The sequence below is a fragment of the Streptomyces sp. NPDC003042 genome, from assembly GCF_053591315.1.
On the sequence record NZ_JBSFTP010000018.1, the window covers coordinates 44,123 to 67,451 of the forward strand.

The following is a 23,329-nucleotide window of genomic DNA, read 5'->3' on the forward strand; positions in this document are numbered from 1 at the left end:
GGCCTGCACGGCTTCCTCCCGCGTTGGAACGAACCGGTTGTCGCGCGCGTTGTCGCGCGCTCGGATCAGCCCCGTCCGGTCGGCGCACCCGCGAGCGGTTCGCTGGAGAAGGCGAAGTCGGAGACCTCGCCGTACGCACCGTCGAACGACAGCCCGAAGGCATTCGAGCTACCGGTGGTGCGGCCCAGCGTGAATTCCGGAGCGAAGCCGAACATCGCGTTCTTCATCGTCGTGGGCCCGCCATCCGGCCCCCTGAGCGGTTCGAATGCGAGCTCGGTCTTCCCGGCGACGCTGAGTCGCGGCGTCTCACCGTCGGACAGCGAGATGCTCGCCCGCTCCACGCCCAGGATTTCGCCGTAGAACTGCGAAAGTTCGCCGAACGCACCGCCTTCGCGCCCGGACACGATGCGTTCCAGCGCATCGGCTTGTTCGTCGGTGGCCCCCTCGTTGATGACGAATGCGACCTTCCAGTTGCCGGAGGTGAGGTTGGAGGGGAAGTGGTTGTAGAGGACGAAGTCCACCCCGGACAGGTCCACATCGTCCAAGCGTCCTTCTTCCACATGGAAGGCGGCGCACCCGAGGCATTCCTCACGCCCCTGCGGGTCGTGCGGCTTCGCGTCGACGGCGCAGCCGCACACCACCGCGCATGAGCAACCCGCCAGGTAGTTGCCCGAGATACTCCACGTCATGACTGCTCCCGATGGCCTTGACGGTTACCGTCGTCCGATGGCGCGGACGACGCTGGGCGTCGAGAGCGGTTGGTGGGGAACGTGCGGCCGGCGGAGCCACCACACCGGGAAATACAAGAACGCAGCTGCCCCCGGCGACGGCGTCACAGGACGCCCCGCTGCACCTTCGTACGGTGCGAGCCTCCATGATCGACCTACTCCGCGGGTAGATGTCCGTCCCAGGGAGTCCTTCTCCTTCAAGGCTAGAGGTGTCCATGGAGGGTGTACAGATCACCCCATGCCTCGTCCGGAGGCGCGCTCGCGGGCCGCGCTCGGGGCCGCCCGGCTCTTGCCCACGTGGCAGAGGGAGGAGAACGCACTCACCCGCACCGACCATGCCCGAGGGTGCGCGGGTCCAGTCGACCAACCTGCCGGGCTCGGAGACCGGGCCGGGACAGGTCGCGACCTGGGGCCGCTCCACGGCGGACCGTGCCCATGCCTTCGGCTTCCACTGGAGCCGGGAGGGCCAGTCCAGCAAGCACATCACCTTCGACTGGACAGGCCCCGACCGAGGTCAGCGTTCGCAGAGGCCACGGGCAGCGGGTGACCGCCTCCGCGCTACCGCTCGGCGACCGTCGCTCCCCGCTGCCGACGGCCCATAGAGGTTAGAAAATGGAGTATGCGCGACCTCCTTGGACATGTCCGGCGTCGGCTGCTCGGCTCGGCCACGAGCTCTTCCCCTCCCCCTCGGCGTCCCCGCTCAGGACACCACCAGGAGCATCAGGAGCACCCCCGGCCCCCCAGAGGAAGGGCGCGGCGGCCGCAGCGTCTGTCCTCCCTGCTGAGCGCGCGCAGCGTGGCCGGCGAGGTGTTCCTCCTGCAGCTGGCCGTCGTGGTGCTTCTCGTCGCCGCCGCGGTGGTGGCGCTCGTGGTGCAGGCCCGGAGCGCCGGCATGCTGGACGCCCGGCACCGTACGCTCGCCGCCGCCGGAACGTTCGCGGAATCGCCGGGAATCGTCGCGGCTCTGCGCGGTCCCCATCCGAGCGCGGTGCTCCAGCCGAGCGCCGAGGCGGCCCGGAAGATCGCCGGGGTCGACGGCATCAACGTGTACACGCTCGACGGGGTCACCCTCACCCACAGTGACCCGCGGCAGATCGGGAAGCACGTCGTCGGCCCCTTCTCCAAGGCGGCGGCCGGCATGTCCTTCACCGAGACGTTCGAAGGGTCCCTGGGCCAGTCCGTGGTCTCGGTGGTCCCCGTCAAGGACTCCGACGGCCGCGTCGTCGCCATCGTCTCCTCCCCGGTCACGGTCCAGAACGTCCAGAGCGTGGTGAACCGGCAGCTGCCGGTCGTCCTCGGCAGCGCAGCCGCGGTGCTCGCCCTGTCCGCGGGCGGGACGGCTCTGGTGAGCCGTCGGCTGCTGCGCCGGACCCACGGCCTGGGGCCGGCCGAGATGACGAGGATGTACGAGCACCACGACGCGGTGCTGCACGCGGTGCGAGAGGGCGTACTGATCGTCGGCGGCGGCGGGCAGCTCCTGCTGGCCAATGACGAGGCGCGGCGGCTGCTGGATCTGCCGGTGGACGCGGAAGGGCGGCCCGTCACGGACCTGGGTCTGGAGGAGGGGCTCGCCGATCCGATCGCATCGGGCCGTTCCGCGACCGACGAGCTGCACATGGCAGCCGATCGGCTGCTGGCCGTGAACATCCGGCCCACCGCCCCCTACGGGAAGGCCGGGACCGTCGTCACGCTGCGGGACACCACCGAGCTGCGGGCACTCTCCGGCAGGGCCGAGGTGGCCCGCGAGCGGCTGAAGTTGCTCTACGACGCGGGGGTGCAGGTCGGAACGACGCTGAACGTGGAGCGCACGGCGGAGGAACTGGCGGAGGTGGTGGTCCCGCGGTTCGCCGACGTGGTCACCGTCGACCTGCTGGACCCGGTACTGCGCGGCGAGGAGCCGCCCGAAGCGAGCACCGAGATGCGCCGCACCGCCGTCGTCGGCCTCCAGGGCGACCACCCGCTCTCCCCCGTCGGTGAGCTGATCCGGTTCGCTCCCACCGGCCCCATGGCCGCCGCTCTGGCCGGCGGCCATGCGGTCCTGGAGGCGGACCTGCGCGCCACCCACCGCTGGCGGGCCCATGACCAGGCCAACGCCCTGCAGATCCTGGACCGCGGCATCCACTCCCTGATCGTCGTGCCCCTGCGGGCCCGGGGCGTGGTGCTCGGGATGGCCGGCTACTGGCGGGGGCAGGACTCCCCGCCGTTCGACGAGGAAGATGTGTCCTTCGTCGAGGAGCTGACCGCCCGGGCGGCACTGTCCGTCGACAATGCCCGCCGTTACACCCGCGAGCACAACATGGCCGTCACCCTGCAGCGCAGCCTGCTGCCCCGGGGCGTAGCCGAACAGTCCGCCGTCGAGGTCGCGCACCGCTATCTGGCCGCCCAGGCCGGGGTGGGCGGTGACTGGTTCGATGTCATCCCGCTGCCCGGCGCCCGAGTGGCCCTGGTGGTCGGCGACGTCGTCGGCCACGGTCTCCACGCCGCCGCCACCATGGGCCGCCTGCGCACCGCCGTGTACAACTTCTCCACCCTGGACCTGCCCCCGGACGAACTCCTGAGCCACCTGGACGAGCTGGTCGCCCACATCGACACCGACGAGCAGGAGTGGCAGGGGATCACCGGAGCCACCTGCCTGTGCGCCATCTACGATCCCGTCTCGGGGCAGGTGACGGCCGCCACCGCCGGGCATCCGGGCCCCGCTCTGGTCCGCCCCGACGGAACCGTGTCCTTCCCCGAGGTGCCGGTCTCCCCGCCGCTGGGCCTGGGCGCGGGTCTGCCCATGGAGACCATGACGGTCACCCTGCCCGAAGGCTCCCGGCTGGCGCTCTTCACCGACGGGCTGATCGAGAGCCGCGACCGCGATCCGGACGTCGGCCTGGCAGCGCTGCGCGCCGCCCTGGCCGGGCCCGCCCGCACCCCGGAGGAAACCTGCACCGCGGTGATCGACGCGATGCTGCCCACCAGGCCCCTCGACGACGTCGCGCTGCTGGTGGCCCGCACCCGCCGACTGGACCCCGCGCGGATCGCCGAGTGGGACGTGCCGCCCGACCCCGCGGCGGTGTCCCCGGTGCGCAACGCCTGCGCCCGCCGACTGGCGGACTGGGGCCTGGAGGACATCACCTTCACCACGGAACTCATCCTCAGCGAGCTGATGACCAACGCCATCCGCTACGGCACCGAGCCCATCCGGGTGAGGCTGCTGTACGACCGCAGCCTCATCTGCGAGGTCTCCGACGGGTCCAGCACCTCCCCGCACCTGCGCCGGGCCGAGGTCACCGACGAGGGCGGCCGCGGCCTGTTCCTCGTCGCGCAGTTCGCCGAGCGCTGGGGCACCCGCTACACCGCCCGCGGCAAGATCATCTGGAGCGAGCAGGCCCTCCACGACGGGGCCGCACCGCCCGCGATGGATCTCGGGGAGGCGCTCCTGGCCGGGTGGGACGACGAGGGGTTCTGAGAACGCGCCGGTACGGCAGTCGCGGGGAAGACCGCGGACACCACTGTCTGGGACTGCGCTGCCGAGGCCGCCGAACGTACGCTGGCCTCGATCAGTACGCGACCGCCCGTTATGGAGCCTTCGTGCCCGTACGCCGTCTCCGGACAGCCTCCGTCGCCGCCTGCCTGGCCCTCGCGGCGGCGCCCCTCAGCGCCTGCGGAGACAAGCCCACCGCCGCGCCCAGAGCACCCGCGGTGGCCACCTCCGCCGCGGACGCCGGCGGCATGGCGGCACTGACCGCGGCGGCGAAGAAAGAGGGCTCGCTCAACACGATCGCGCTCCCGAGGGACTGGGCCAACTACGGCGCACTGATCGACGGCTTCGAGAAGAAGTACGGGATCAGGGTCGTGGTGGAGAACCCGGAAGGTACCAGCCAGGACGAGATCAACGCCCTGAACGAGCACAGGGGCGAAGGCCGCGCCCCCGACGTGATCGACGTGGGGGGTTCGTTCGCGCAGTCCGCGGCACGGCAGGACCTGCTCGCTCCGTACAAGGTCGCCGCGTACGACGAGATCCCCGAGGAGCAGAAGGACCACCGGGCCCGCTGGTACAACAACTACGGCGGCTACATCTCGATCGGCTGTGACGCCAAGCGCGTCAAGACCTGCCCCGCGACCTTCGCCGACCTGCGCAAGCCCGAGTACAAGGGCAAGGTCGCGCTCAACGGCGACCCCACCAAGTCCGGCTCCGCCTTCGCCGGGGTGTACGCGGCGGCCCTGGCGAACGGGGGTTCCTTCGGCGACATCCAGCCCGGCATCGACTTCTTCGCCGAGCTCAGCGAGAACGGCAACTTCAACCCGGTCGCATCCACCCCGGCCACGATCGCGAAGGGCCAGACCCCGATCAGCATCGACTGGGACTTCCTCAACCTCGGATACGCCGACGAATTCCGCCAGAAGGGCACGGACGTCGACTGGCGGACCGCCATCCCCTTCGACGGCAGCTTCGCCGAGTACTACGCGGACGGGGTGAACAAGGACGCCCCGCACCCCGCGGCGGCACGTCTGTGGCAGGAGTACGTCTTCAGCCCGGAGGGCCAGAACATCCGGCTCGGCGCCTATGCACGCCCCGTCCTCATGGACGCCATGGAGAAGGACGGCACCCTCGACAAGGCCGCCGCCGAGAAACTGCCGACGGTCGAGGGCACGCCGACGTTCCCGACGGAGGCACAGACGGAGAAGGCGAGAGGGACCGTCAACCGCGGCTGGGCCGAGGCCGTCCCGGGCTGAGGACCGCCCCTTCGGACCAAAACGCGATACCGCCTCAAGGGGCCCGGCGGACGCGAGCGAGGACGAGAACCGTGTCGTCGGCCGGCGGGGTGGGTAGCAGGCTCGCGAGAATGCGGTCCGCCATGGCTTCCAACGTCGCCGGCGCTCCGACCAGTTCGGCGCGCAATGCCTTCAGGCCGGCCTCGAGGTCCCCGCCACGTGTCTCGATCAGGCCGTCGGTGTACAGGGCGAGAATCGCGTTCCCGGGGAGTTCGATCTCGATCGTCCGGAAAGGACAGCCGCCGACGCCGAGAGGGACTCCCAGGACGTCGTCGAGGGTCTCCACTGTGCCGTCCGGCCGGAGTACCAGGGGCGGGGGGTGGCCGGCGCTGGCGATGCGGGCGTGTCCGCTCTTCGGGTCGTAGACGATGTACAGGCACGTCGCCAGCTCGATACCGGCCTCCTGGGCGCACGCGTCGAGCTCGGTGAGGAGGTCATCGGGCTCGCTGTCGTGCCTGGCCAGAGCCTTGGTGGTGATACGAAGGCGGCCCATGGCGGCGGCGGCCGACACCCCGTGCCCCATCACGTCACCCACCACGAGAACGACCCGGCCTTCCGGCAGGTTGATCACGTCGTACCAGTCGCCGCCGACCTCGGTGATCCGACCGCCGGGTACGTACCGGTGGGCCACGTCCACGTACGGGCTGGTCGCCAACGCGCTGGGCAACAACGCCCGCTGCAGGGTGAGGGCGATGTCCTGGACGCGGCTGTACAGACGGGCGTTGTCCAGGCAGATCGCAGCCCGTGAGGCGAGCTCACTGGCCAGGCTGACATCGTCCCGGGTGAAGGCCGGCCGGCCCGCGGACCGGCCGAACATGGCGATTCCCTGGACCGTGCCCCTGGCGATGAGCGGGGCAACGAGGACGCAGGCCACCCCGCTCTCGACCAGGAGCCGTGCGCGCGCCTCGACGAGGACGGTCCGGGCCAGGAACTCTTCGTTCACCACGGCGGAGATGGCACGACCGGTCCTCAGCATGTCGTGGATGACGGAGCCGGGCGGGTAACGCACCGTCTCCACCCCGCTCACCAGCTCGATGGCCGGAGGGGGCAGGATCGTCCCGGAGGCGATCCGGCGGGTGAACAGCGGCCGCACCGGGTCAAAGTCCTCCGCCTCGTCCATCCACTCCACGACTTCGACCACGGCGCCGTCGCAGAAATCCGGCATTGACGCGTCCACCAGCTCCTGGGCGGTGACGTTCACGTCCAAGGTGGTCCCGATGCGGGTGGAGGCCCCGTCCAGCAGAGCCAGCCGTCGACGGCTGGCGGTGGCTTCCAGGATGGCCTGTTCCCGGTCGGTCACATCCACCATCAGCCCACCCACTCCGGGGCGCGAGCCGACCGCCTGACTCAGGGGGAAGAAACTCACCGACCGCACCTGGTCACTGTCCGGATGCCCCCGTGGACGCACACCCACCAGCGTCCCCACCACCGGCGCTCCGCCCAGGGCGACGCCGCGGAGCATGCGCCGGTACTCGCCGCCGTCGGACATGATCATGATTTCGTCCATGCGCCGCCCGAGGTGCGCCTCGATCGGGAGGCCGTCCATATCGGCGAGCGCCTGGTTGAGGTGGACGTAGCGGAGGTCCGGGTCGAGCATGACCAGGCCGATGGGGCAGGTCTCGAAGAGGGCGTCGAGGAAGGCGAGGTTGGTCTTGACCCGATCGAGCTCGTCGCTACGGCTCGCCAGGATCATCACCATCGAAGGTCCTCCGGCTCCGGTCATGGAGAAGACCCGGAAGCCGCAGTCGAAGACCGTGCCGTCACGATGCCGTGCCGTCAGCCGCCCCCTCCAGTACCCCTGGGTCCGGCCGCGCTCCGTCAGCGAGGCGCATGGATCGGGGGCGCCCGGGGGCGGGTCGGCGAAGAGGAGGGCGCCTGGCTTCGACAGGATCGCGGCGGAGTCGTACCCGAAGAGGTCCCTCGCGCCGGGCCCCCAGTAACAGACGAGATCGCCGTCATCGATGCCGAAGACGGCCACGGGCACATGTTGGAGCAGTACCCCCGGCTCGGACCAGAACGGGCCGTGAGCCTTCTCGCCCCCCGGCGGAGCCGATGGCACGAGATGTCCCCTTCCACTCGCCGATCCATCCATTATCCGGACACCATGGGCATTCCGCGGCGCGAAGTGCGCCCTGGCGAGGACCGAGCCGAGAAAGCCGCCCCCGCCGGCGATCAGGGTGCGGTGGGTCGCCGTCGGCTGGGACAGGTGCACGCTGCGGGCCAAGGTGTGGCGACCGGCGAGCGGGCCCTTGGCAGACCGCGAGCCGGGGCTTGGTGCCCGGAACCACCACCTCGACCGAACTGCCGCTGATCTGTCCAGCCGTCGCCGCGTGGAAGAGGACCGCCTGGCCGATTGAGGTGTCCGAACCCCAGGCACCGCAGCCGCCGTACGTCCAGGTGGACCGGCCCCGGCGTAGGTGAATGGGGGCCTCACCGGGCCCTCTCACGTGGTGGCCTGTTCACGGCCGGACAGTCCGGGCACGGCTGTGCCCGCCCACCCGCCCCCGAAGGGGGACAAGGGGCGGGTGGGCGGGTGCGGAGAGCGGGCTCGGTATCAGAGCGTGCCGGCGAGGGCGATGGAGCCGAGCGGGGTGGCGGCGATGCCCTGGATCGTGGGCACGGTGACCGTGTTCGTGAAGAGGCGGGCAGTGTTGTTGCGGGTGGTGTGCACGACCCGGTTGTCGCTGGTGGTGAAGGCGATCTCGACGTCATGGTCGACGCCGGCCGCCCCCACGGACTTGACGGTGATGCCGCCGAGGTGGGCGGTCAGCTCCTTGAAGGTGCTCCAGACGCCGGTGTCGGCGCGGATGGCGTGGTACTGACGGGTGCCGTTGTCGGTGGCGAGGACGATGTGGGCGGTGCTGCCGCTGCCGGCCATGGCCACGGAAGTGATCGGGCCGGTGGCGCCGGCTGCCTGGGCGACGTCGCCCCAGACGGTCCAGGAGCCGGCGGTGTCGCGCAGGGTGTGGTAGGCCTTGCCGCCGGTGACGGCGGTGATCTGGAGCTGGCCCCCGGTGTTGGCGGTGGCGATGGAGGTCACACCGCTCATGGGGCTGCTCACGGAGGCGACGTCACCGAAGGGGGCCCAGGTACCGTTCGCGCGGCGCAGGGTGTGGAACACCTTGCCGTTGGAGACCGCGACCACCTGGATCTCGGTGCCGGTGGAGACTGCGGACACCTGGGTGACGTTGGGGAGTACGCCGGCCTCGGCACCGACGTCTCCGAACGTCAGCCATGCGCCGTCCGCCTTGCGGATGGTGTGGTAGACGCGGCCGTTGCTGCCGAGCGCCACCACATGGGTGTCGCCGTTGATCCCGGCGACGGTGGCCGTGCGGACGCCGCCGATGTCCCCGGCCTTGGACTGGACGTCGGTGAAGCCGGTCCAGGATCCGTCGGCCAGGCGGATGCCCTGGTAGAGGGAGGTGCCCGCCTGGACGACGGCCTCGGTCTTCCAGCCGGCGGTCAGCGAGCGGACCTCCGCGGCCCACGCGCTCAGGTTGTCGGCCCGCGCGGAGATGGCCCCGGTGCGGGTCTCGGTGGCGGGGGCGCCGAGACAACCACCCTGCCAGGAGCGGCTGTTGACGCCGACGAGCTGGCCGGCCGCGTTGAGGAGCGGACCGCCGGTGTCGCCCTTGCAGAGGACGTCGGTGCCCTTGCCGGTGACGGTGAGGGTGCCGGCGTCGGAGGCGTTGGTGGTGAAGGTGCCCGTGTGGAGCTCGTCGGGGACCCACTCGGTCTTCGTACGTCCGAACCCGGCCGAGGTGAGGTCGGTGCCGGCCGTGGGGGCCGCGGGGGCGATCCGGACGCCCGGGAGACCGGTGGCGGCGCCGGCCAGGCGACCCAGGACCAGGTCACGGTCGGTACGGGGTGCGAGGTCGACGACCTCGACAGCCCGGCCGTCGGACAGCGTGGCGATGGACTTCAGCGCCGGCTTGCCGGCCGGGACCGCCGTACCGGGGGTGGCCGCGAAGCAGCTGGCGGCCGTGACGATCCAGTTCTGGTCGAGCAGGGTCGCCGTGCAGGCACGGGAGTTGGCCTCGTCGCCGATGTTCAGCTTCACGACGGCTTTGTACGTGTCGGCCGGAGCCTCCGGGCCGGCCACCGCGAGGGCGGGGGCGGCCGAGATCAGGCCTGCGGCGACCGCGGTGGCGGAGAGCAGACCGGTTATCCGCGCCGGGCGCGTACGGAGTGCGAGCATGGTTCTTCCTTCGGTGAACAGGTGCGTGGGGAAGCGATCGAGTACCGGCCGGACGCGTGTCCGACCGCCGTTCCTGTCGGCGGTGCTGGCTGACCCCTGCCAGTGCCGTACAGGCGTTACGTGGTGGTCCGGATCTCCATGAGCATGAACTCGCGGCCCTGCTCGTCGGCGCTCTCACCGACGGCGGTCCAGGAGTTCTTGTTCACGTCCCACGTCTTCTCCTCCTCGCCGACCTTCATGTCGACCTGGGCGGAGTAGTTGTTGCCCTTGACGGCGAAGACCGAGGGGATCTCCAGAGTCAGGTAGCCGCTGGTTCCGGTGACCCGGAAGCAGATCTTCTCGTTCGCGCGGGACCAGATCTCCATGAGGTCGGTCGCGCTCGCGCAGTCGGCGAGGAGGATGTGGCCGTCACCGCGCTTGAGGGTGATGTTCCGCTCGGCGAGGATCTTGTCGGCGTTCGGGTAGCCGAAGTCCTCGATGGCGTAGCCCGGGCCTTCCTCGGCGATGGACTTCATCGCGGCGGCGTCCGTGGCGGTGCCGCCCGCGGCGGCACCGTTGGCGCCCGTGATCGCCAGCCATGCCAGCGCGCCGGCGGCCGTGGCGGCGGCCACTGTGCGGACGAGCTTCTTGCGTGCCTTCATCCCTACCCCAGTCTTCAGTTCCGGGCGCTGCCCGGAAAGTGCCATACGGATGCGAAGGCTCATGTCCAACCAACAAGAGGTGCACCAAAGACGGGTGTTCTCTCCTTGGAAGCCCCCAACTTCCTCCGGGATCTTAACCGCACACCTCGAGCAGAAATCAAGTCCAGGAAAACGAAGATGAGAGCCCGTCAGTCAACTTTCCCGCATTGACAGCAGCGCGAAGACCTCCGTTCACCAGATGCCGTACGGGTGGGCTCATGTGCAGCGAACGACTCCGACGGGCCTCTGGAGTAAGTGACTTGACTCACACGAAGCCGAGGTGCCGACCAGGGAGTATGTGCCACTCAGGGAACTTATGTCCGATTTGGGCAGCCAGTCCGCGCCTTCGTGCAGGCCGTCAGATCGGGCACCATAAATAGAAGTTGATTCTCCATCATCTACCGTCTAGCCAAAGCGGCGTGTCGCCGCGTAGGGTCATGCTGCGCGCCTCTCGGACCTCGCAATGCGTTCCATGGTCCGGCGATTGAAACGCGACTCACACCTTGCCGCCCTGGACCCGCCGCACTCTTTTGCGGCGTGCCATGCGCCGATTGCGAAGGACCGTTTTGGACACCATTTATTGGAGTAGGCGGCGCATTCTCGGCGCCATCGCGGCCACCACGGCCGTCGTCACCGCTTCCAGCCTCGTTCTCAACCCCACGGCAGCCTGGGCCGAGGCAGCGCCTCCGCAAGACGACCCCTTCCTCCTGCCGGACACCGACCGCGCCAAGGTCGTCAAGGCATGGGTGCTGGGAGGGAAGGCCGTTCGTGCCGCCGCCGCTGCCGCGCTGACCGGGTCCGACGGCGACGTGCAGAACTTCCTGGCCGTCAGACTTGCGTCGGAAACCGCCGTGGACAACCGCGCCGCGCTCCTGAACAGCCTCGCGGTGGCCGGCAAGGGGACCCGTCGTGAAGCGACCGCCGCGCTCAACGGTGGCGACTCCGCCATCTCCGCGTTCCTCGCGGGCGGCTTCAAGTCCCCCCACGTGGAGGACCTGCGGGTCGCCACCGCCACGGTGATGGCCACCAGTGGGAAGGCCGTGACGAAGGCCGGCAACGCCGCCCTCACCGACGGCTCCCCGGCCGCGCTGGAGAAGTTCCTCACCACGGACCAGTTCACGGCCCGGCTGGAGGACATGCGCGTCGAGGCCTCCAAGCTGTTGATGCTGGCGGGCCCGGAGGTGCAGAAGTACGCCAACAGGGCCCTGTCGGGCACGGAAACCGAGGTCGAATGGTTCCTCGACACCGGCCAGCACATCGCCCGCGCCCGCGATCAGGAGCGGTCCAAGATCGAGGAACTCGTCGCCGTCGCCCAACGGGAGGGCAAGACGGCCGAAGCGAAGACGAAGCAGGCCGAAGAGGCCTGCGCCCGGGCCGTGGAAGCCGCGGCCAAGGCCAAGGAAGCCGCGGAAACCGCGGAGGCCGAGGCCCGCCTGGCGGAGAATGACGTCGTGAAGGCAGCCCAGGCGGCCCGCAAGGCGGCCGAGGCCGCGAAGGGAGCGTCCGACGCGGCGCGGATGGCCACCAACGCCGCCCATGCCGCCATTCAGGCTTCCCGTCGCGCCGCGAACGCCGCCATGGCCGCGAGCCAGGCGGCGGCCGCCGCGGGCACCGCCGCGTCACGGGCGTACAGGGCGGCTATCGACGCCTCCAACAACGCCACTCTGTCCGGCAAGGCCAAGGATGCCGCCGTCTTCGCCCGGAACATCGCCGCCAAGGTCCGCGCCACGGCGGATCAGGCCGAGCAGGCCGCCGACGCCGCGCAGAAGTGCGCTGACATCGGCGCCAATGCCGCCGGCGCGGCACGCCAGGCCGCAGCCACGGCGGAGGCTGCCCAGAGGTCCGCGGAGAGTTCGGCCGGTGTGGCCCAGTCGGAGGCCGCGGAAGCCACACGTCAGGCCCGGATCGCCAGCACGAACGCCTGGATCGCCACCAACGCCGCCGGAACGGCGCAGGCTCTCGCGAGCGCGGCCGCGACGGCGGCGCGAAACGCCCGGAACGCCGCCTACAGTGCGGCCGCCCATGCGGAGAAGGCCGCGGACGCCGCCGAGTGGGCCGTCACGTACGCCGGCCAGGCGGTGGACTACGCGAACAAGTCCACCGAGTTCGCCAACGAGGCCACCAAGGCCGCCGACAAGGCCACGGACGCGGTTATCCAGGCGATCAAGGTGGAGAAGGACGCGCGCGAGGCCGAACAGCAGCGGCTGGACCACGAAACGCAGCGGGCCATCGAGGAAATGCGCATATTCGCCCAGGCCGAAGTCCGCTGGAAGGCGGAGACCGAGGCGAAGCGCAGCCAGGCCGAGCAGACCTCCCAGGCGACGAAGGACCTCATCGCGCAGGCCGAATCGGCGCTGCGCGCCGGGAACCTGGCAGCGGCCGCCGCCGTGGGCCGCAAGGCGGCCCTCGCCGTCATGGACTCCCACGGCATCTGGTCCCGGGAGGCCGCCCAGTTCGCCCTGGCCGGTACGGACGCGGACGTCCACGCCTGGGTCGACAGCGACCGGCAGATCGCACAACGGCAGGACGACCGCGAGACCACCGTCCACCTCGCCCGGGTCTCCCCCTCGAAGGTCGCCTTCGCCGCGACCGCGGCGCTGAAGAGCAGCGATCCCGACGCCGCGGCAACGTTCCTCCGCACCGGTGCCATCCAGGCGGCGGCCATGGACAACCGTGTCGTGGTCGTCCGTGTGCTGGCCGAGAAGCCCGGCCGCGCGGTGGCCGAGGCGGCCAACGCGGCGCTGGACGCCGGAACGGCCGAGGCGCTGCACAAGTTCCTCGCCGTCACGTACGAGAAGGCGCAGCAGGAGGACGACGCGGTGGCCACCGCGACCCTCCTCCAGACCGCGGGTCCGTACACCAAGGCCCATGTCCAGGCAGCTCTCGAGGGTCCCGCGTGGATGCGCCGTAAGTTCATCGCCTCCGTCCAGTACGAGACCGCGCAGCTGGACCACGACTTCGCCACCCACGTCGCGGCCATGCAGGGTGCCATCGCCGCGGCCGCGAAGATCGCCGACAAGGCGCAGGAGGATGCCGCCCGCGCCCAGGAGGCCGCGGCCACGGCTCGCAAGGCCGGCGCGGAAGCGGAGATGTGGGCAGGGAAGGCCCAGCAGGCGGCCACTCGAGCCGCCGCCTCCGCTCAGCAGGCGAACGCGTACGCGGACCAGGCCGAAGCGTCCGCCCGCAACGCGCAGGCCTCGGCCGACCGGGCGAAGCAGGCAGCGGCCACCGCCCGCTTCGCCGCCCGCTCGGCGAACTACTCCGCCAACCAGGCCATCAAGTCCGCTCGCACCGCGCTCACCTCCGCCGCCAACGCGAAGGCGTGGGCGACTCAGGCCCGCGCCTCCGCGATCCTGGCGGGCAAGAACGAAACAGAGGCGGCCGGCGCGGCCGGCGCGGCTCGCCTGGAGGCGGTCCTCAAGCGGGAGGCGCAGGACAGGGCAGAGGCCGAGCTGGCCGCGGAAGTGATGGCGGCAGCCGAGGCCGCCAGGACGAACCTGGCCGACGCCCCCGAGCACGACGAGGTCAGGTGGGGTGTACCCACGTCGGAGTGGAAGGACGCCGCCCACCGCAGCCATGAAATGGCCTTCTACGTCGGCGTGGGCAGCGTCGTGGCCGGTCTCGCCGGTGTGGGCGCCGGCATGACCGTAGCCGGTATTCCCGCCGCCATGTATCTGGAGGGGTATGCACTCGTCCTGAGTGTGACCGCCGTCGTCTTCGACTTCGCGACCGCGTTCTACACCGGGATGGGCTACGGATTCGACAGCGAGGAGTTCCGCAGGTCCGTCATGATCGCAGGGCTCAGCCTCATCACCTTCGGGAAGGCGAGGGTGATCGCCAAGGTGGCGAAGGACATCCCGCACGTCGCCAGGGAGCTCACGAGTGCCGCGTATGACGGCTTCAGCGCGATCGTCAACCGGCTGACCGCACACTGAGCGGTGGCGTACTGAAACACCCTGAGGGCCGACGGCAGAGATGCCGCCGGCTCCTCAGGGCATCAGCACCGGAGCATTCTCGTCCGTGCCTCGTGTGCGCGCGCGCCGATACGGCCGGCGCCGGCCGCCACGGCCGGGTGCCGCCGCCAGGGCCCGGGAGATCGACACCAGCGGGTCACGGTCCTGCGCTTCCGCCGACCGCATGGCGGCTACCGCGAGGGCGCTCTGCTCAGTGCGCGGCGGTGACTTGCGCGCACGGTCGCCGGCTGCTGCCGTGAACATGGCGGCGAGGCCGGCGGCCACGGCTTCGCGCTCCGGGGCCCCGTTCTCCTTCGCCCGCTGGTAGGCCAGCTCACGTACTTCGTCCGTGCAGTAGACGCACAGTTCGAGCATCCAGTCGTGAATCGTGGTCATCCGGTAGAGCAGGACCTGCTCGGGTCCGGCGTACCAAGGCGGGGGAAGGAACACCGCGTTCCTGGGGGTGGGCCCCGGCTGGCGGACCAGACGCCACAGGGGGCGCAGGGCGGTGATGCCGATCAACGGGTTCCACACCCGGTCGATCAGTCCGGGTCCGTAGGCCGGTACGAGGAGCCCGACACCGATCATCATCCCGCTGACCGACATGAAGGGCGCCAGGCCGTCGTTCAGCGCGTCCCAGTCCCGGCCCGCCCAGCGGGCAGCGATGGCGGTCAGCTTGAACGAGCCGAAAATGATGTTGCCCAAGGCCGCGAGCACCAGGACGAGCAGGCCGACCCGCAAGGATCTGTCGACCGCCGTCTTCGTCTCGAGTGCCGTCCTGCGGTCGATGTCGAATATCCAGTTCCAGCACACGACGGCCGTGGCCACGCCGGCGGCAACGTACGCGAGCAGGTAGAGCACCAGCATTTCCCTGATGAACGGGGCGGTGGCGTAGTAGGTGTCGAAGTCCCGGGGACGCTCCACCGGAACGTCGCCCAGGGCGAACAGCCCCACCAGCGTCACGATCACGACGCCGCAGCCGATCTTCCACACCCGCACGCGCCGGCACGTACGGGCGTTCCCCGATCCCCCTCTCCAGTAGTCCAGCAGCACCAGAGAGGCGCACGAATAGGCCGTCATGATGCAGTGGACGAGGAGGGCCGAGAGATTGCTGATGCCGGTAAGCCGGTTGACGGCGGTGATGGTCGGCGCCGAGGAGAAGATCAAGCCCACGCAGGGCAGGAACAGCAGAAGGTTCACCGTCCGGACCGTCGGGCTGCGCCACCCCCGCAGGAGTGCGGGCGACTTCGCCAGCAGGGCCGTGCCCAGTACGGTGGCGGGAACGTAGTAGCTGGCGCCTTCGTGCGTCATCAGCCCTCCAGCGATGCCCAGATACGGCCGACCAGATCGTCGGGGGGTGTGCTGCCACGTTTGCCGAGCAGGAACGGCCGGAACTTCGCCGCCAGCAGACGGCCGAACCTCTCCGCCCGCCGTTCCTCGGCCACGCTGTAGTCGGTGCGCGCCGCGACATGGGTGACCGCGTCACCGATGCTCCACTGGTTGCCGAGCATACGGGCGGCCGCGGCCCTGCCGGCCGCACTGCCGGGCTGACCGGACCGGCGCTCCTGGCGGTGCCACAGCTCGTGTCCCAGTATCACCATCTGGTGCATGGGCGGGGTGTTCTTCTCCACCACGACCACTTCGTGGTCGCCCAAGTCCAGCCAGAGCCCGCTGACCGTGTCAGCGGGGAACGGCTCCAGCATGAGTCGGACCTCACGGCCGCCGCGCTCCGTCAGATAGGCGCAGATCGCGCGGAACAGCTCATGCGGATCCTGCCCGGCCGGACGTGACACCCCCGCGAACAGTTCGTCCCGATGGCGCTTCATCGCGCGCGAAATTCCCACCGCGTCCCACATGTCTTCCCCACCCGGACGCATCCCTTGCCGTGCACCGTTCTTCGAGCCTTCGAACGCCGCACGGCACTCGTTCAGTTCCTCGCGTCCGCGACAGTAGCCACTCCACCGAGCACAAGCAACCAGCGCCTGGCGTACATCGTCCCTGGCCAGAGGCCCTTTTCCCGGCTAATGGGCGGACTGTCCTCGTACGGGCACGGCGTACGCGTCGACCCCGGGCCGTGGGCGGCCGCCGGCACGCCGTGCAAGAGGAGGCGCAGCGGGCCGAGTTCGGCCGCGACCGGTCGGACACGACCGCCTCTCGCTCACCGTGCCGGGAGTTCCGGCCCGAGATGAGGCGGGCTATCCGTGCGCGTCCGCCCGGCTCTCCCGCGCGCGCTCCTCGCGCGAGCGCCTGGCAACGGATTCGATGAGGGCGATGATGGGCTGTGCGGTGTCTTCCGGCACATCGGCGAGCGCGCGTGCGGCGTAGTCGACGACGCTGAGATCAGAGTCGGGAGAGCCGGCGTAGTCGGTCTTCCTGAGACGCTGAATGTCCAGGTCCTGGCGCGCGACGGTCCGCTTCAGAAGGTCCTTGTGGATCAGCTGGAGCACCCGGTCCAGCGCCTGGGCGGGCGTAGCGACGAGGAACTCGATGCTCTCTCCGAAGAAGCCCGCGATCCCGGCCGCGTGATCGAGATTCGGAGCCTTCCCCGTCCTGATCATCCGGTCGAGCCATTGCGTACTCGTCCCCGCACCCGCCGCGACTTCCGCCAGTGAGTACGCACGCCGCCGGCCGTCGGGGTAAGTGCGCAGTCGCGTGGAGCGCAGGAAGACGATCCGGGCAACCACGCGGCGGTGACGCTCTTCCACCGGGTCCGCCCCGCCGCCGTCACCCTGCGGCAGCGGCTCACCGCGCAGCAACGCCTCCACGTCCTCCACGGGAAGCCCCGAGGCGTACGAGAGGCCGCCCTCGCCCTCCACGCGGAGGATGTCCCCGCGTTCGAGCCCGGCACGCTCAAGCAGGGAGGTGATGTCCCGAGCGGTCCCGGCGGGGTCCGCGACGTACCCCTGACTCATTCCCGAACCCCCGTTCCCTGCTCCTGGCAGCCCATGGCCCACTTGAATGTCAAACAGTAACGACTTCAACCGGGCGTGAGCAATCAAAGATCACCGGCATCGTCCGACGCTGATGGCGGCAGGCGACCAGGAATCATCCAGCACTCCAGGTAGCCAGCGCCTCCGTCACCCGGGTCGCGAACCGCAGGTACGCGGACACGCTCGGCGGGAGCTCCGGGTTCCACGGCACGGTGGGAGTCCCGCGTCCCAGAGCCTCGCCCAAGGGTGCGGCGTGCGCGCGGGCGTCCACCAGCAGCAGGTCCGGCTTCATCGACGCGGCCTGCGCCCAGCTTGTCGAGGCCCAGTTGACTCCGGGACCCTCCGCCGGTTCCGGGAAGGCGACACCGAGCTCCGCCAGCGCTGCCAGGTCGGGCCAGGTCCGGGCTCTGGCGAGGTGGACCGTGTCCGGGCCCGCGGGTGAGAGGGCCAGCACCCGGCGCCGCGGCCCGGAGGCGGCGGCCTCGCGCAACCGGCGTTCCGAGCGGGCGAGTTCGTCGTCGAGTTCGGGACGGTCGGGGGCGCCCAAGTGGCGGGCCAGGGCGGTGAAGCGTGCCCGGATCCCTGCGAGTGCACGGCCGCCGCCGACGTCGAGAACGACCAACGGGACCCGCTCGCCCAGGTACTTGGCCGCGTCCGGGTCGATGCCGTAGACATCGCCCCCACCGTAGGAGACAGCGACGACGAGCTCGGGGCCGGCGCCGAGCAGAGCATTCACATCAAGCCCTGCCCCCGCACCAAGGTAGGGGGTGGACCGCAACGGCAGTGCGTCCGCCTTCACCGGATCCGGGACAGCGCCGTCGTGCGTCGAACCGAAGACCCCGACGGGTCGGATGCCGTGGTCCCACAGCGCCGCCCCGGCCTGCAGGTAGGCGACCACTCTGGACGGCCGCTTCGGCGCTGCCGCCAAATGACCACGGTCATCGCGGAATTCCCAGGCAGGCTCTGTCGTCATGCCCCCTCCACTCTCCCGGCTGCTTCCTGCCCACACCCGGACGCACGCACACGCGGGAGACGGGGCAGCCGAGTCGGCGCGCTCTGCCGGGCGCGACACCTCAGTGCCAGGCCCCTCCTTCGGGGTGCGGTGTCAGGGACGGCCGGGTCCGCCCTACGAGCAAGGGCGCCCCGGATAGTCGTCGCTCTCCGGTACTCCCGCCTCGCGCATCCTGCGCAGAACCTCGCGCAGGGTCACCTCGCCGTCGATGTCCTCCGGGCAGTTGAACTCCCGGTCGAAGACCATGCTCTCCCCGGCGGCGTCGTTCCAGATGACCCACCGGTGCGGGACGGAGGGTGACTGCCACAGGTACGCGTAGCGTTCGACGGAATCGTCCTTCGTGCGGAGCGTGGTCATCACGCAGCCTTCCCCGTCTCGCGGCCGTCGACGAAGGTCGCGGCCACCTCGATGTCACCGATGCGCGACGTGCTGACGCGGCGCGGGTCGTCTCCCAGCACCACCAGGTCGGCGCGCTTGCCCGGTGTGAGCGTGCCCGCGCTGTCCTCCCAGCGGCAGGCGAAGGCTCCGCCGACGGTGTACGAGCGCAGGGCGTCGTCCACCGTGATGCCCTCGTCCGGGCCGATGACCCGGCCCGAGGCGGAGGCGCGCTCGACCATGAACTGGATGGCCCGCAGCGGCGAGCCGTCCGCGACGGGACGGTCGGAGCTGCCCACCAGCGTGATGCCGTGGTCCAGGAACCCCTTGCCCCGGTACAGCCAGGGGGCTCTGTCCTCACCCATGATCGACGCGTAGTCGTCCCCGAAGTAGCGCAGGAAGTTCGGCTGGACCACCGCGATCGCGCCGATGCGCGCGAAGCGGGCGAGCTGGTCGGGCCGGATCAGGCCGGCGTGTTCGATGCGGTGCCGTGCGTCCGGGCGTGGCCGGATGCGCTGCGCCCGTTCCAAGGCGTGCAGTGCGAGATCGGCGGCGCGGTCGCCGATGGCGTGGACGGCGAGCTGCCATCCGGCGAGATGGCCGTCGACGATCGTCCGCGTGATGCGCTCGGGATCGTCCTGCAACTCCCCGGCGTGGTCCATGCCGTCGTACGGGCTGCTCAGCGCGGCGGTACGGGCCATCATGCCGCCGTCGGTCCAGATCTTGAGCGCGCCCACGGAGAGCCAGTCGTCGCCGAACCCGGTGCGCAGGCCGAGATCGAGAGCGCGGGGGAAGCCGTCGCCGTGCGCGTCGACCGGGTGCAGCACGTCCCCGGACACCATGAGCTGCACGCGCAGGGGCAGCCGGCCCTGTTCCCGGACGAGTTGATAGGCGGCCAGCTCGACCGGGCTGTGGCCGAACAGGGCGCCGCCGATGCCCGCTTCGGAGCAGGCCGTCACTCCCTCGGACAGGCAGATCCGCCCGGCGCGCGCGATCGCGTCCGCCAGATCGTCCTGGGAACGGGGTGGCCGGAGCCGCCGTGCGGCGCCCATGGCCGCCTCGGCGAGGTATCCGTTCTCGTGCGGGACATCAGCGGGCAGCAGGTTCAGGACAGCGCTGTTGACCACACAGGCGTGTCCCGAGTCGTGCATCAGGAACACTTTGCGCCCGTGGCTGACCCCGTCGAGCTCGGCAGCGGTCAGGTGGCGGCCCAGTGGCCGCTGGTCGTACCCGGCGATGTCCACCCAGGCGCCGGGGGAACCCTTCCGGGAGACGGCGTCTTCCACGGCCGCGAGCACGTCCTCGATCCGCTCGCACGGTGCGACGCTCGGGGTCCCCGCCTTCAGCCCCGTCCATGCCAGGTGTACGTGGCTGTCGATGAACCCGGGCAGCACGGTGGCGCCCTGGAGGTCGACGACCTCGCGTGCGGGAAGAGAGGTGACGGCCTCGTCCAGGCCCACGATCCGGCCGCGCCAGATACCCAGGTCGTGGGCGACGGGGTGGTCCGGGTCCATGGTGATGATGTGGGCGTTCGTCAGCCGCGTACACAGCATGGCCAGTCCGTCCCTAGGAGGTTTCCTGAGCGGTGTCGCCCGCCATGGCGGGGCGCTTGCGGGCGGTGGGCACCATCAGCGGAGTGCCGGTCTCCGGGTCGTCGATGATCCGGCAGGGCAGTCCGAACACGTCCTCGATCAGCTCGGCGGTCATGACCGTCGCGGGGTCGCCTTCGGCGGCGACCGTGCCGCCGGCCCTCATCACCACGAGGTGACTGGCGTAGCGGCAGGCCTGGTTGAGGTCGTGCAGCACCGCGACGACCGTCTGGCCCTTGCGCTCGTGCAGGTCGGCGCACAGGTTCAGCACCTCGACCTGGTGGGCGATGTCCAGGTAGGTCGTCGGTTCGTCCAGGAGCACGATGGAGGTCTGCTGCGCCAGCACCATGGACAGCCATACGCGTTGCCGCTGGCCGCCGGAGAGGTCGTCGACGGGCCGGTCGGCGAGTTCGAGTACGCCGGTCTGCCGCATCGCCTCGATGACGGCGGCCTCGTCCTCGGCGGACCACTGCTTGAGCATGCGCTGGTGCGGATAGCGGCCTCGGGCCACCAGGTCGCCCACCGTGATGCCCCCCGGCGCGGTCGAGGACTGCGGGAGCAGCCCGATCCGTCGCGCGACTTCGCGGGTGCGGTAGGAGGAGATGGCCGCGCCGTCGAGGTACACCTCCCCCGCCCGGGGCTTCAGCATCCGGGCGAGTGCTTTAAGCAGGGTCGACTTTCCGCAGGCGTTCGGACCGATGATCACGGTGAAGGAGTGGTCGGGAATGACCACGCCGAGGTTCGTGGCCACGGTCCGCTGGTCGTAGGAGAGGGTCAGGTCCTCGGCCCGCAGCCGGGCCGTCGGGGGGATCGTTCCTGTCATGCGCGGCTCTTTCGCGACTCGGTGACCAGCAGCCAGATGAGGTAGAGCCCGCCGATGGTGCCGGTGGCGATACCCACCGGCAGGAGAGCGGGCGAGAAGACGCGCTGAACGGCGATGTCGCTCACGGCCAGCAGGACGGCGCCCATGAGGGCGGCCGGGACCAGAGCGGGACCGGACGAACGGATCAGCTTGCGGGCGAGCTGGGGCGCGGCCAGCGCGATGAACCAGATGGGGCCGGTCACCGCGGTGGCGAACGCGGCCAGTGCGACGCTGATGACGAGGAGGGCGAGCCGGCTGCGGACCACGTCGACGCCGAGGGCCATCGCCGTGTCGTCGCCCATCTCCACCATGTTCAGCCTGCTGCCGAGGCCGAAGGCGAGGGGCAGCAGGATCGCCACGGCGATGGCGACGGCGGCCGCGTGGTCCCAGCCCCGGTTGCCCAGGCTGCCGATCAGCCATGCCTGCGCCTCCAGCGCCTCCTGCCAGGACGCCCGGGTGATCAGGTACGAGTTCACGGCGAGCAGCAGGGCGCTGACGCCGATGCCCATGACGACGAGCCGGAACCCTTGCAGGCCGCCGCTGAACACCAGCAGGTAGACCGCGACCGCCGTGGCCAGTCCGCCGGCCAGTGCCCCGAGCACGATCTGGGTCATGCTGCCGTGGAGCACGACGATGACCACCAGAGCGCCGGTCGCCGACCCGTTGGTGAAGCCGATGATGTCCGGGCTGCCGAGCGAGTTGCGGGTCAGGCTCTGCAGGATCGCGCCGCTGACCGCCAGCGCGGCCCCGACGCACAGCGCGGTCACCAGCCGGGGCATGCGCAGCGTGTTGACGATGAAGTCGGCTCCGCCCGACCCGCTTCCGGTGAGCGCCTGGAGCACTTCCGCGACCGACAGCTCGAAGTCCCCGGTGGTCAGGGTGAATCCCGTGACCAGGACGAGCGCGACGAGCAGTGCGGAGGTCACGGCCACCGTGCGGCCCTGGATCCGCAGGGAGTAGCCGCCCCTGCGGGTACGCAGGACCGTACCGCTGATCACCCGGGGACCGGTGGTGGCGGAGGGCTCGGCCTCCGGTGAGGCGTTCACAGCATGACCAGCTTCCGGCGGCGGCACAGGGCGAGGAACAGTGGTGCTCCGATGAACGCGGTGACGATGCCGACCTGTACTTCGCCGGGCGCGCCGAGTACCCGGCCCAGGACGTCCGCGCCGATCAGCAGGATCGGCGCGAGCAGTATCGAGTACGCCATCACCCAGCGCTGGTCGGGGCCCACCACGAAACGGGCCACGTGCGGCACCACCAGGCCGACGAACGCGATCGGGCCGGCCGCGGCGGTGGCGGCGCCGCACAGGAGCATCACGGCGACGACGCCGAACGCCCGCGTCCGGCCGACGTTGACGCCCAGGGCGCGTCCCATCTGCTCGCCCATGGCCAGGGCGTTCAGTGACGGGGCCAGCACCAGGGCGATGACGATGCCCACCACGACGAAGGGCAGGATCACGTACACGACGTCCATGCGCCGCCCCGCGAGCGCGCCCACCGTCCAGAACCGGAACTGGTTGAACGCCCGCGGGTCGAGCAGCAGGACCGCCGAGTTGAAGGCGTACAGCACGGCCGTGACCGCCGCTCCCGCGACGACCAGCCGGTCGGGGGTGGCCAGTGTCCGGCCGGCCGAGCCGAGCAGGTAGACCACGACGGAGGCGATCGCCGCGCCGGCGAAGGCGAACCACACGTAGCCGAGGGCCGTGCCCACTCCGAGGAACGCGATGGCCACCACCACTCCGGTCGATGCGCCCAGGCTCACGCCGAGCAGGCCGGGGTCGGCGAGCGGATTGCGGGTCAACGCCTGCATGAGGGCGCCCGACAGTCCCAGTGCCATGCCCACCAGGAGGCCGAGCAGGGTGCGGGGGACGCGGTAGTCGTGGATGACGACCGCCGTCTCCGACCCGTCGTTGTGCCACAGGACGTGCCACGTCGAGGTGAACGGGATGTCCCTGGTGCCCAGCCACACGCCGAGCAGGGCGATCAGGACCAGCGCGCCGAGCGCCACGAGGAGTCCGAGGCCGCGCAGCGCCGCCGCCGAGCCGCGGCGCGTCGGTGGCGGAGGGGGGCCTTCGGTCCCGCTCCCGGATGCCACCTGGGTATCGACCGACAGCACGTACTACCCCCCGGCGGCAGGTCGCACATCACGCACGAGATGCGGCATCGACACAATGAGACGAGCAACTTAGGTGAGCCTAACCGAGCCGCTCCGGACGGTCAACGAGCAAGCACAGTAGGCCA

The 23,329-nt window shown here is 70.5% G+C and carries 16 protein-coding genes and 1 pseudogene; 4 read left to right on the plus strand and 13 right to left on the minus strand.

Translation table 11 applies throughout. The features are described from left to right. Positions 1-65: 65 nt before the first annotated feature. Positions 66-689 carry a DUF1326 domain-containing protein gene (locus ACWDYJ_RS12890; protein ID WP_451565550.1) on the minus strand — a complete coding sequence of 208 codons (624 nt, stop codon included), beginning with the start codon at positions 687-689 and terminating at the stop codon, positions 66-68. Positions 690-1,057: 368 nt separating this feature from the next. Here ACWDYJ_RS12890 and ACWDYJ_RS12895 point away from each other — a divergent pair. From ACWDYJ_RS12895 to ACWDYJ_RS12905, 3 genes and pseudogenes are all read left to right on the plus strand, one after another. Further along, a pseudogene (locus ACWDYJ_RS12895) lies at positions 1,058-1,237 on the plus strand (DUF1326 domain-containing protein); the annotation flags it as partial. Between the two features lie 110 nt (positions 1,238-1,347). Further along, positions 1,348-4,182, plus strand: a complete 2,835-nt coding sequence (locus tag ACWDYJ_RS12900; protein WP_451565551.1) for a SpoIIE family protein phosphatase — start codon at positions 1,348-1,350, stop codon at positions 4,180-4,182. Between the two features lie 122 nt (positions 4,183-4,304). Beyond that, positions 4,305-5,450: an ABC transporter substrate-binding protein gene (locus ACWDYJ_RS12905; protein ID WP_451565552.1), complete on the plus strand. Its 1,146-nt coding sequence runs from the start codon at positions 4,305-4,307 to the stop codon at positions 5,448-5,450. Positions 5,451-5,484: 34 nt separating this feature from the next. Here ACWDYJ_RS12905 and ACWDYJ_RS12910 read toward each other — a convergent pair whose 3' ends face one another. The 3 genes from ACWDYJ_RS12910 to ACWDYJ_RS12920 all read right to left on the minus strand — a co-directional run bounded on the left by ACWDYJ_RS12910 (position 5,485) and on the right by ACWDYJ_RS12920 (position 10,328). Continuing rightward, a complete protein-coding gene (locus ACWDYJ_RS12910) occupies positions 5,485-7,467 on the minus strand; it encodes a SpoIIE family protein phosphatase (protein WP_451565553.1) in 1,983 nt (660 codons plus the stop codon). A 576-nt stretch (positions 7,468-8,043) separates the two neighbouring features. Beyond that, on the minus strand, positions 8,044-9,687 hold the full coding sequence (locus tag ACWDYJ_RS12915) for a trypsin-like serine protease (RefSeq protein ID WP_451565554.1): 1,644 nt from the start codon (positions 9,685-9,687) through the stop codon (positions 8,044-8,046). Between the two features lie 116 nt (positions 9,688-9,803). Beyond that, positions 9,804-10,328, minus strand: a complete 525-nt coding sequence (locus tag ACWDYJ_RS12920; protein WP_451565555.1) for a hypothetical protein — start codon at positions 10,326-10,328, stop codon at positions 9,804-9,806. 605 nt (positions 10,329-10,933) lie between these two features. On the opposite strand from ACWDYJ_RS12920, the gene ACWDYJ_RS12925 reads away from it, so the two are divergent. Beyond that, positions 10,934-14,302 (plus strand): ALF repeat-containing protein, encoded by a 3,369-nt coding sequence (locus tag ACWDYJ_RS12925; RefSeq protein ID WP_451565556.1) that lies wholly within the window; start codon positions 10,934-10,936, stop codon positions 14,300-14,302. A 54-nt stretch (positions 14,303-14,356) separates the two neighbouring features. Here ACWDYJ_RS12925 and ACWDYJ_RS12930 read toward each other — a convergent pair whose 3' ends face one another. From ACWDYJ_RS12930 to ACWDYJ_RS12970, 9 genes are all read right to left on the minus strand, one after another. Beyond that, positions 14,357-15,631 (minus strand): DUF6545 domain-containing protein, encoded by a 1,275-nt coding sequence (locus ACWDYJ_RS12930; RefSeq protein WP_451565557.1) that lies wholly within the window; start codon positions 15,629-15,631, stop codon positions 14,357-14,359. Further along, complete coding sequence (locus ACWDYJ_RS12935; RefSeq protein WP_451565558.1) at positions 15,631-16,176, minus strand: toxin-antitoxin system, toxin component; 546 nt, start codon at positions 16,174-16,176, stop codon at positions 15,631-15,633. The genes ACWDYJ_RS12930 and ACWDYJ_RS12935 overlap by 1 nt, the downstream gene beginning before the upstream one ends. 339 nt (positions 16,177-16,515) lie before the next feature. Continuing rightward, positions 16,516-17,232 carry a hypothetical protein gene (locus ACWDYJ_RS12940; RefSeq protein ID WP_451565559.1) on the minus strand — a complete coding sequence of 239 codons (717 nt, stop codon included), beginning with the start codon at positions 17,230-17,232 and terminating at the stop codon, positions 16,516-16,518. A 133-nt stretch (positions 17,233-17,365) separates the two neighbouring features. After that, positions 17,366-18,223 (minus strand): ABC transporter substrate-binding protein, encoded by an 858-nt coding sequence (locus ACWDYJ_RS12945; protein WP_451565560.1) that lies wholly within the window; start codon positions 18,221-18,223, stop codon positions 17,366-17,368. 153 nt (positions 18,224-18,376) lie between these two features. Beyond that, the gene (locus ACWDYJ_RS12950; protein WP_451565561.1) at positions 18,377-18,619 is read right to left on the minus strand and encodes a hypothetical protein; all 243 of its coding nucleotides are present in this window, start codon (positions 18,617-18,619) and stop codon (positions 18,377-18,379) included. Beyond that, positions 18,619-20,190 carry an amidohydrolase gene (locus ACWDYJ_RS12955; RefSeq protein WP_451565562.1) on the minus strand — a complete coding sequence of 524 codons (1,572 nt, stop codon included), beginning with the start codon at positions 20,188-20,190 and terminating at the stop codon, positions 18,619-18,621. Before ACWDYJ_RS12955 ends, ACWDYJ_RS12950 begins: the two co-directional genes overlap by 1 nt. A 13-nt stretch (positions 20,191-20,203) precedes the next feature. Further along, positions 20,204-21,049 (minus strand): ABC transporter ATP-binding protein, encoded by an 846-nt coding sequence (locus tag ACWDYJ_RS12960; RefSeq protein WP_451565563.1) that lies wholly within the window; start codon positions 21,047-21,049, stop codon positions 20,204-20,206. Further along, entirely contained in the window at positions 21,046-22,134 is a 1,089-nt protein-coding gene (locus ACWDYJ_RS12965; RefSeq protein WP_451565564.1) for a FecCD family ABC transporter permease, read from the minus strand. Before ACWDYJ_RS12965 ends, ACWDYJ_RS12960 begins: the two co-directional genes overlap by 4 nt. Continuing rightward, positions 22,131-23,201, minus strand: coding sequence for a FecCD family ABC transporter permease (locus tag ACWDYJ_RS12970; protein WP_451565579.1), 1,071 nt, complete (start codon positions 23,199-23,201; stop codon positions 22,131-22,133). The genes ACWDYJ_RS12965 and ACWDYJ_RS12970 overlap by 4 nt, the downstream gene beginning before the upstream one ends. Positions 23,202-23,329: the final 128 nt, after the last annotated feature.

Coding starts and splice junctions, on each gene's coding strand:
- ACWDYJ_RS12890 (WP_451565550.1), bottom strand. CDS start 689: ATGACGTGGAGTATCTCGGGCAACTACCTGGCGGGTTGCTCATGCGCG.
- ACWDYJ_RS12900 (WP_451565551.1), top strand. CDS start 1,348: ATGCGCGACCTCCTTGGACATGTCCGGCGTCGGCTGCTCGGCTCGGCC.
- ACWDYJ_RS12915 (WP_451565554.1), bottom strand. CDS start 9,687: ATGCTCGCACTCCGTACGCGCCCGGCGCGGATAACCGGTCTGCTCTCC.
- ACWDYJ_RS12920 (WP_451565555.1), bottom strand. CDS start 10,328: ATGAAGGCACGCAAGAAGCTCGTCCGCACAGTGGCCGCCGCCACGGCC.
- ACWDYJ_RS12930 (WP_451565557.1), bottom strand. CDS start 15,631: ATGACGCACGAAGGCGCCAGCTACTACGTTCCCGCCACCGTACTGGGC.
- ACWDYJ_RS12935 (WP_451565558.1), bottom strand. CDS start 16,176: ATGTGGGACGCGGTGGGAATTTCGCGCGCGATGAAGCGCCATCGGGAC.
- ACWDYJ_RS12940 (WP_451565559.1), bottom strand. CDS start 17,232: ATGAGTCAGGGGTACGTCGCGGACCCCGCCGGGACCGCTCGGGACATC.
- ACWDYJ_RS12945 (WP_451565560.1), bottom strand. CDS start 18,223: ATGACGACAGAGCCTGCCTGGGAATTCCGCGATGACCGTGGTCATTTG.
- ACWDYJ_RS12950 (WP_451565561.1), bottom strand. CDS start 18,619: ATGACCACGCTCCGCACGAAGGACGATTCCGTCGAACGCTACGCGTAC.
- ACWDYJ_RS12955 (WP_451565562.1), bottom strand. CDS start 20,190: ATGCTGTGTACGCGGCTGACGAACGCCCACATCATCACCATGGACCCG.
- ACWDYJ_RS12960 (WP_451565563.1), bottom strand. CDS start 21,049: ATGACAGGAACGATCCCCCCGACGGCCCGGCTGCGGGCCGAGGACCTG.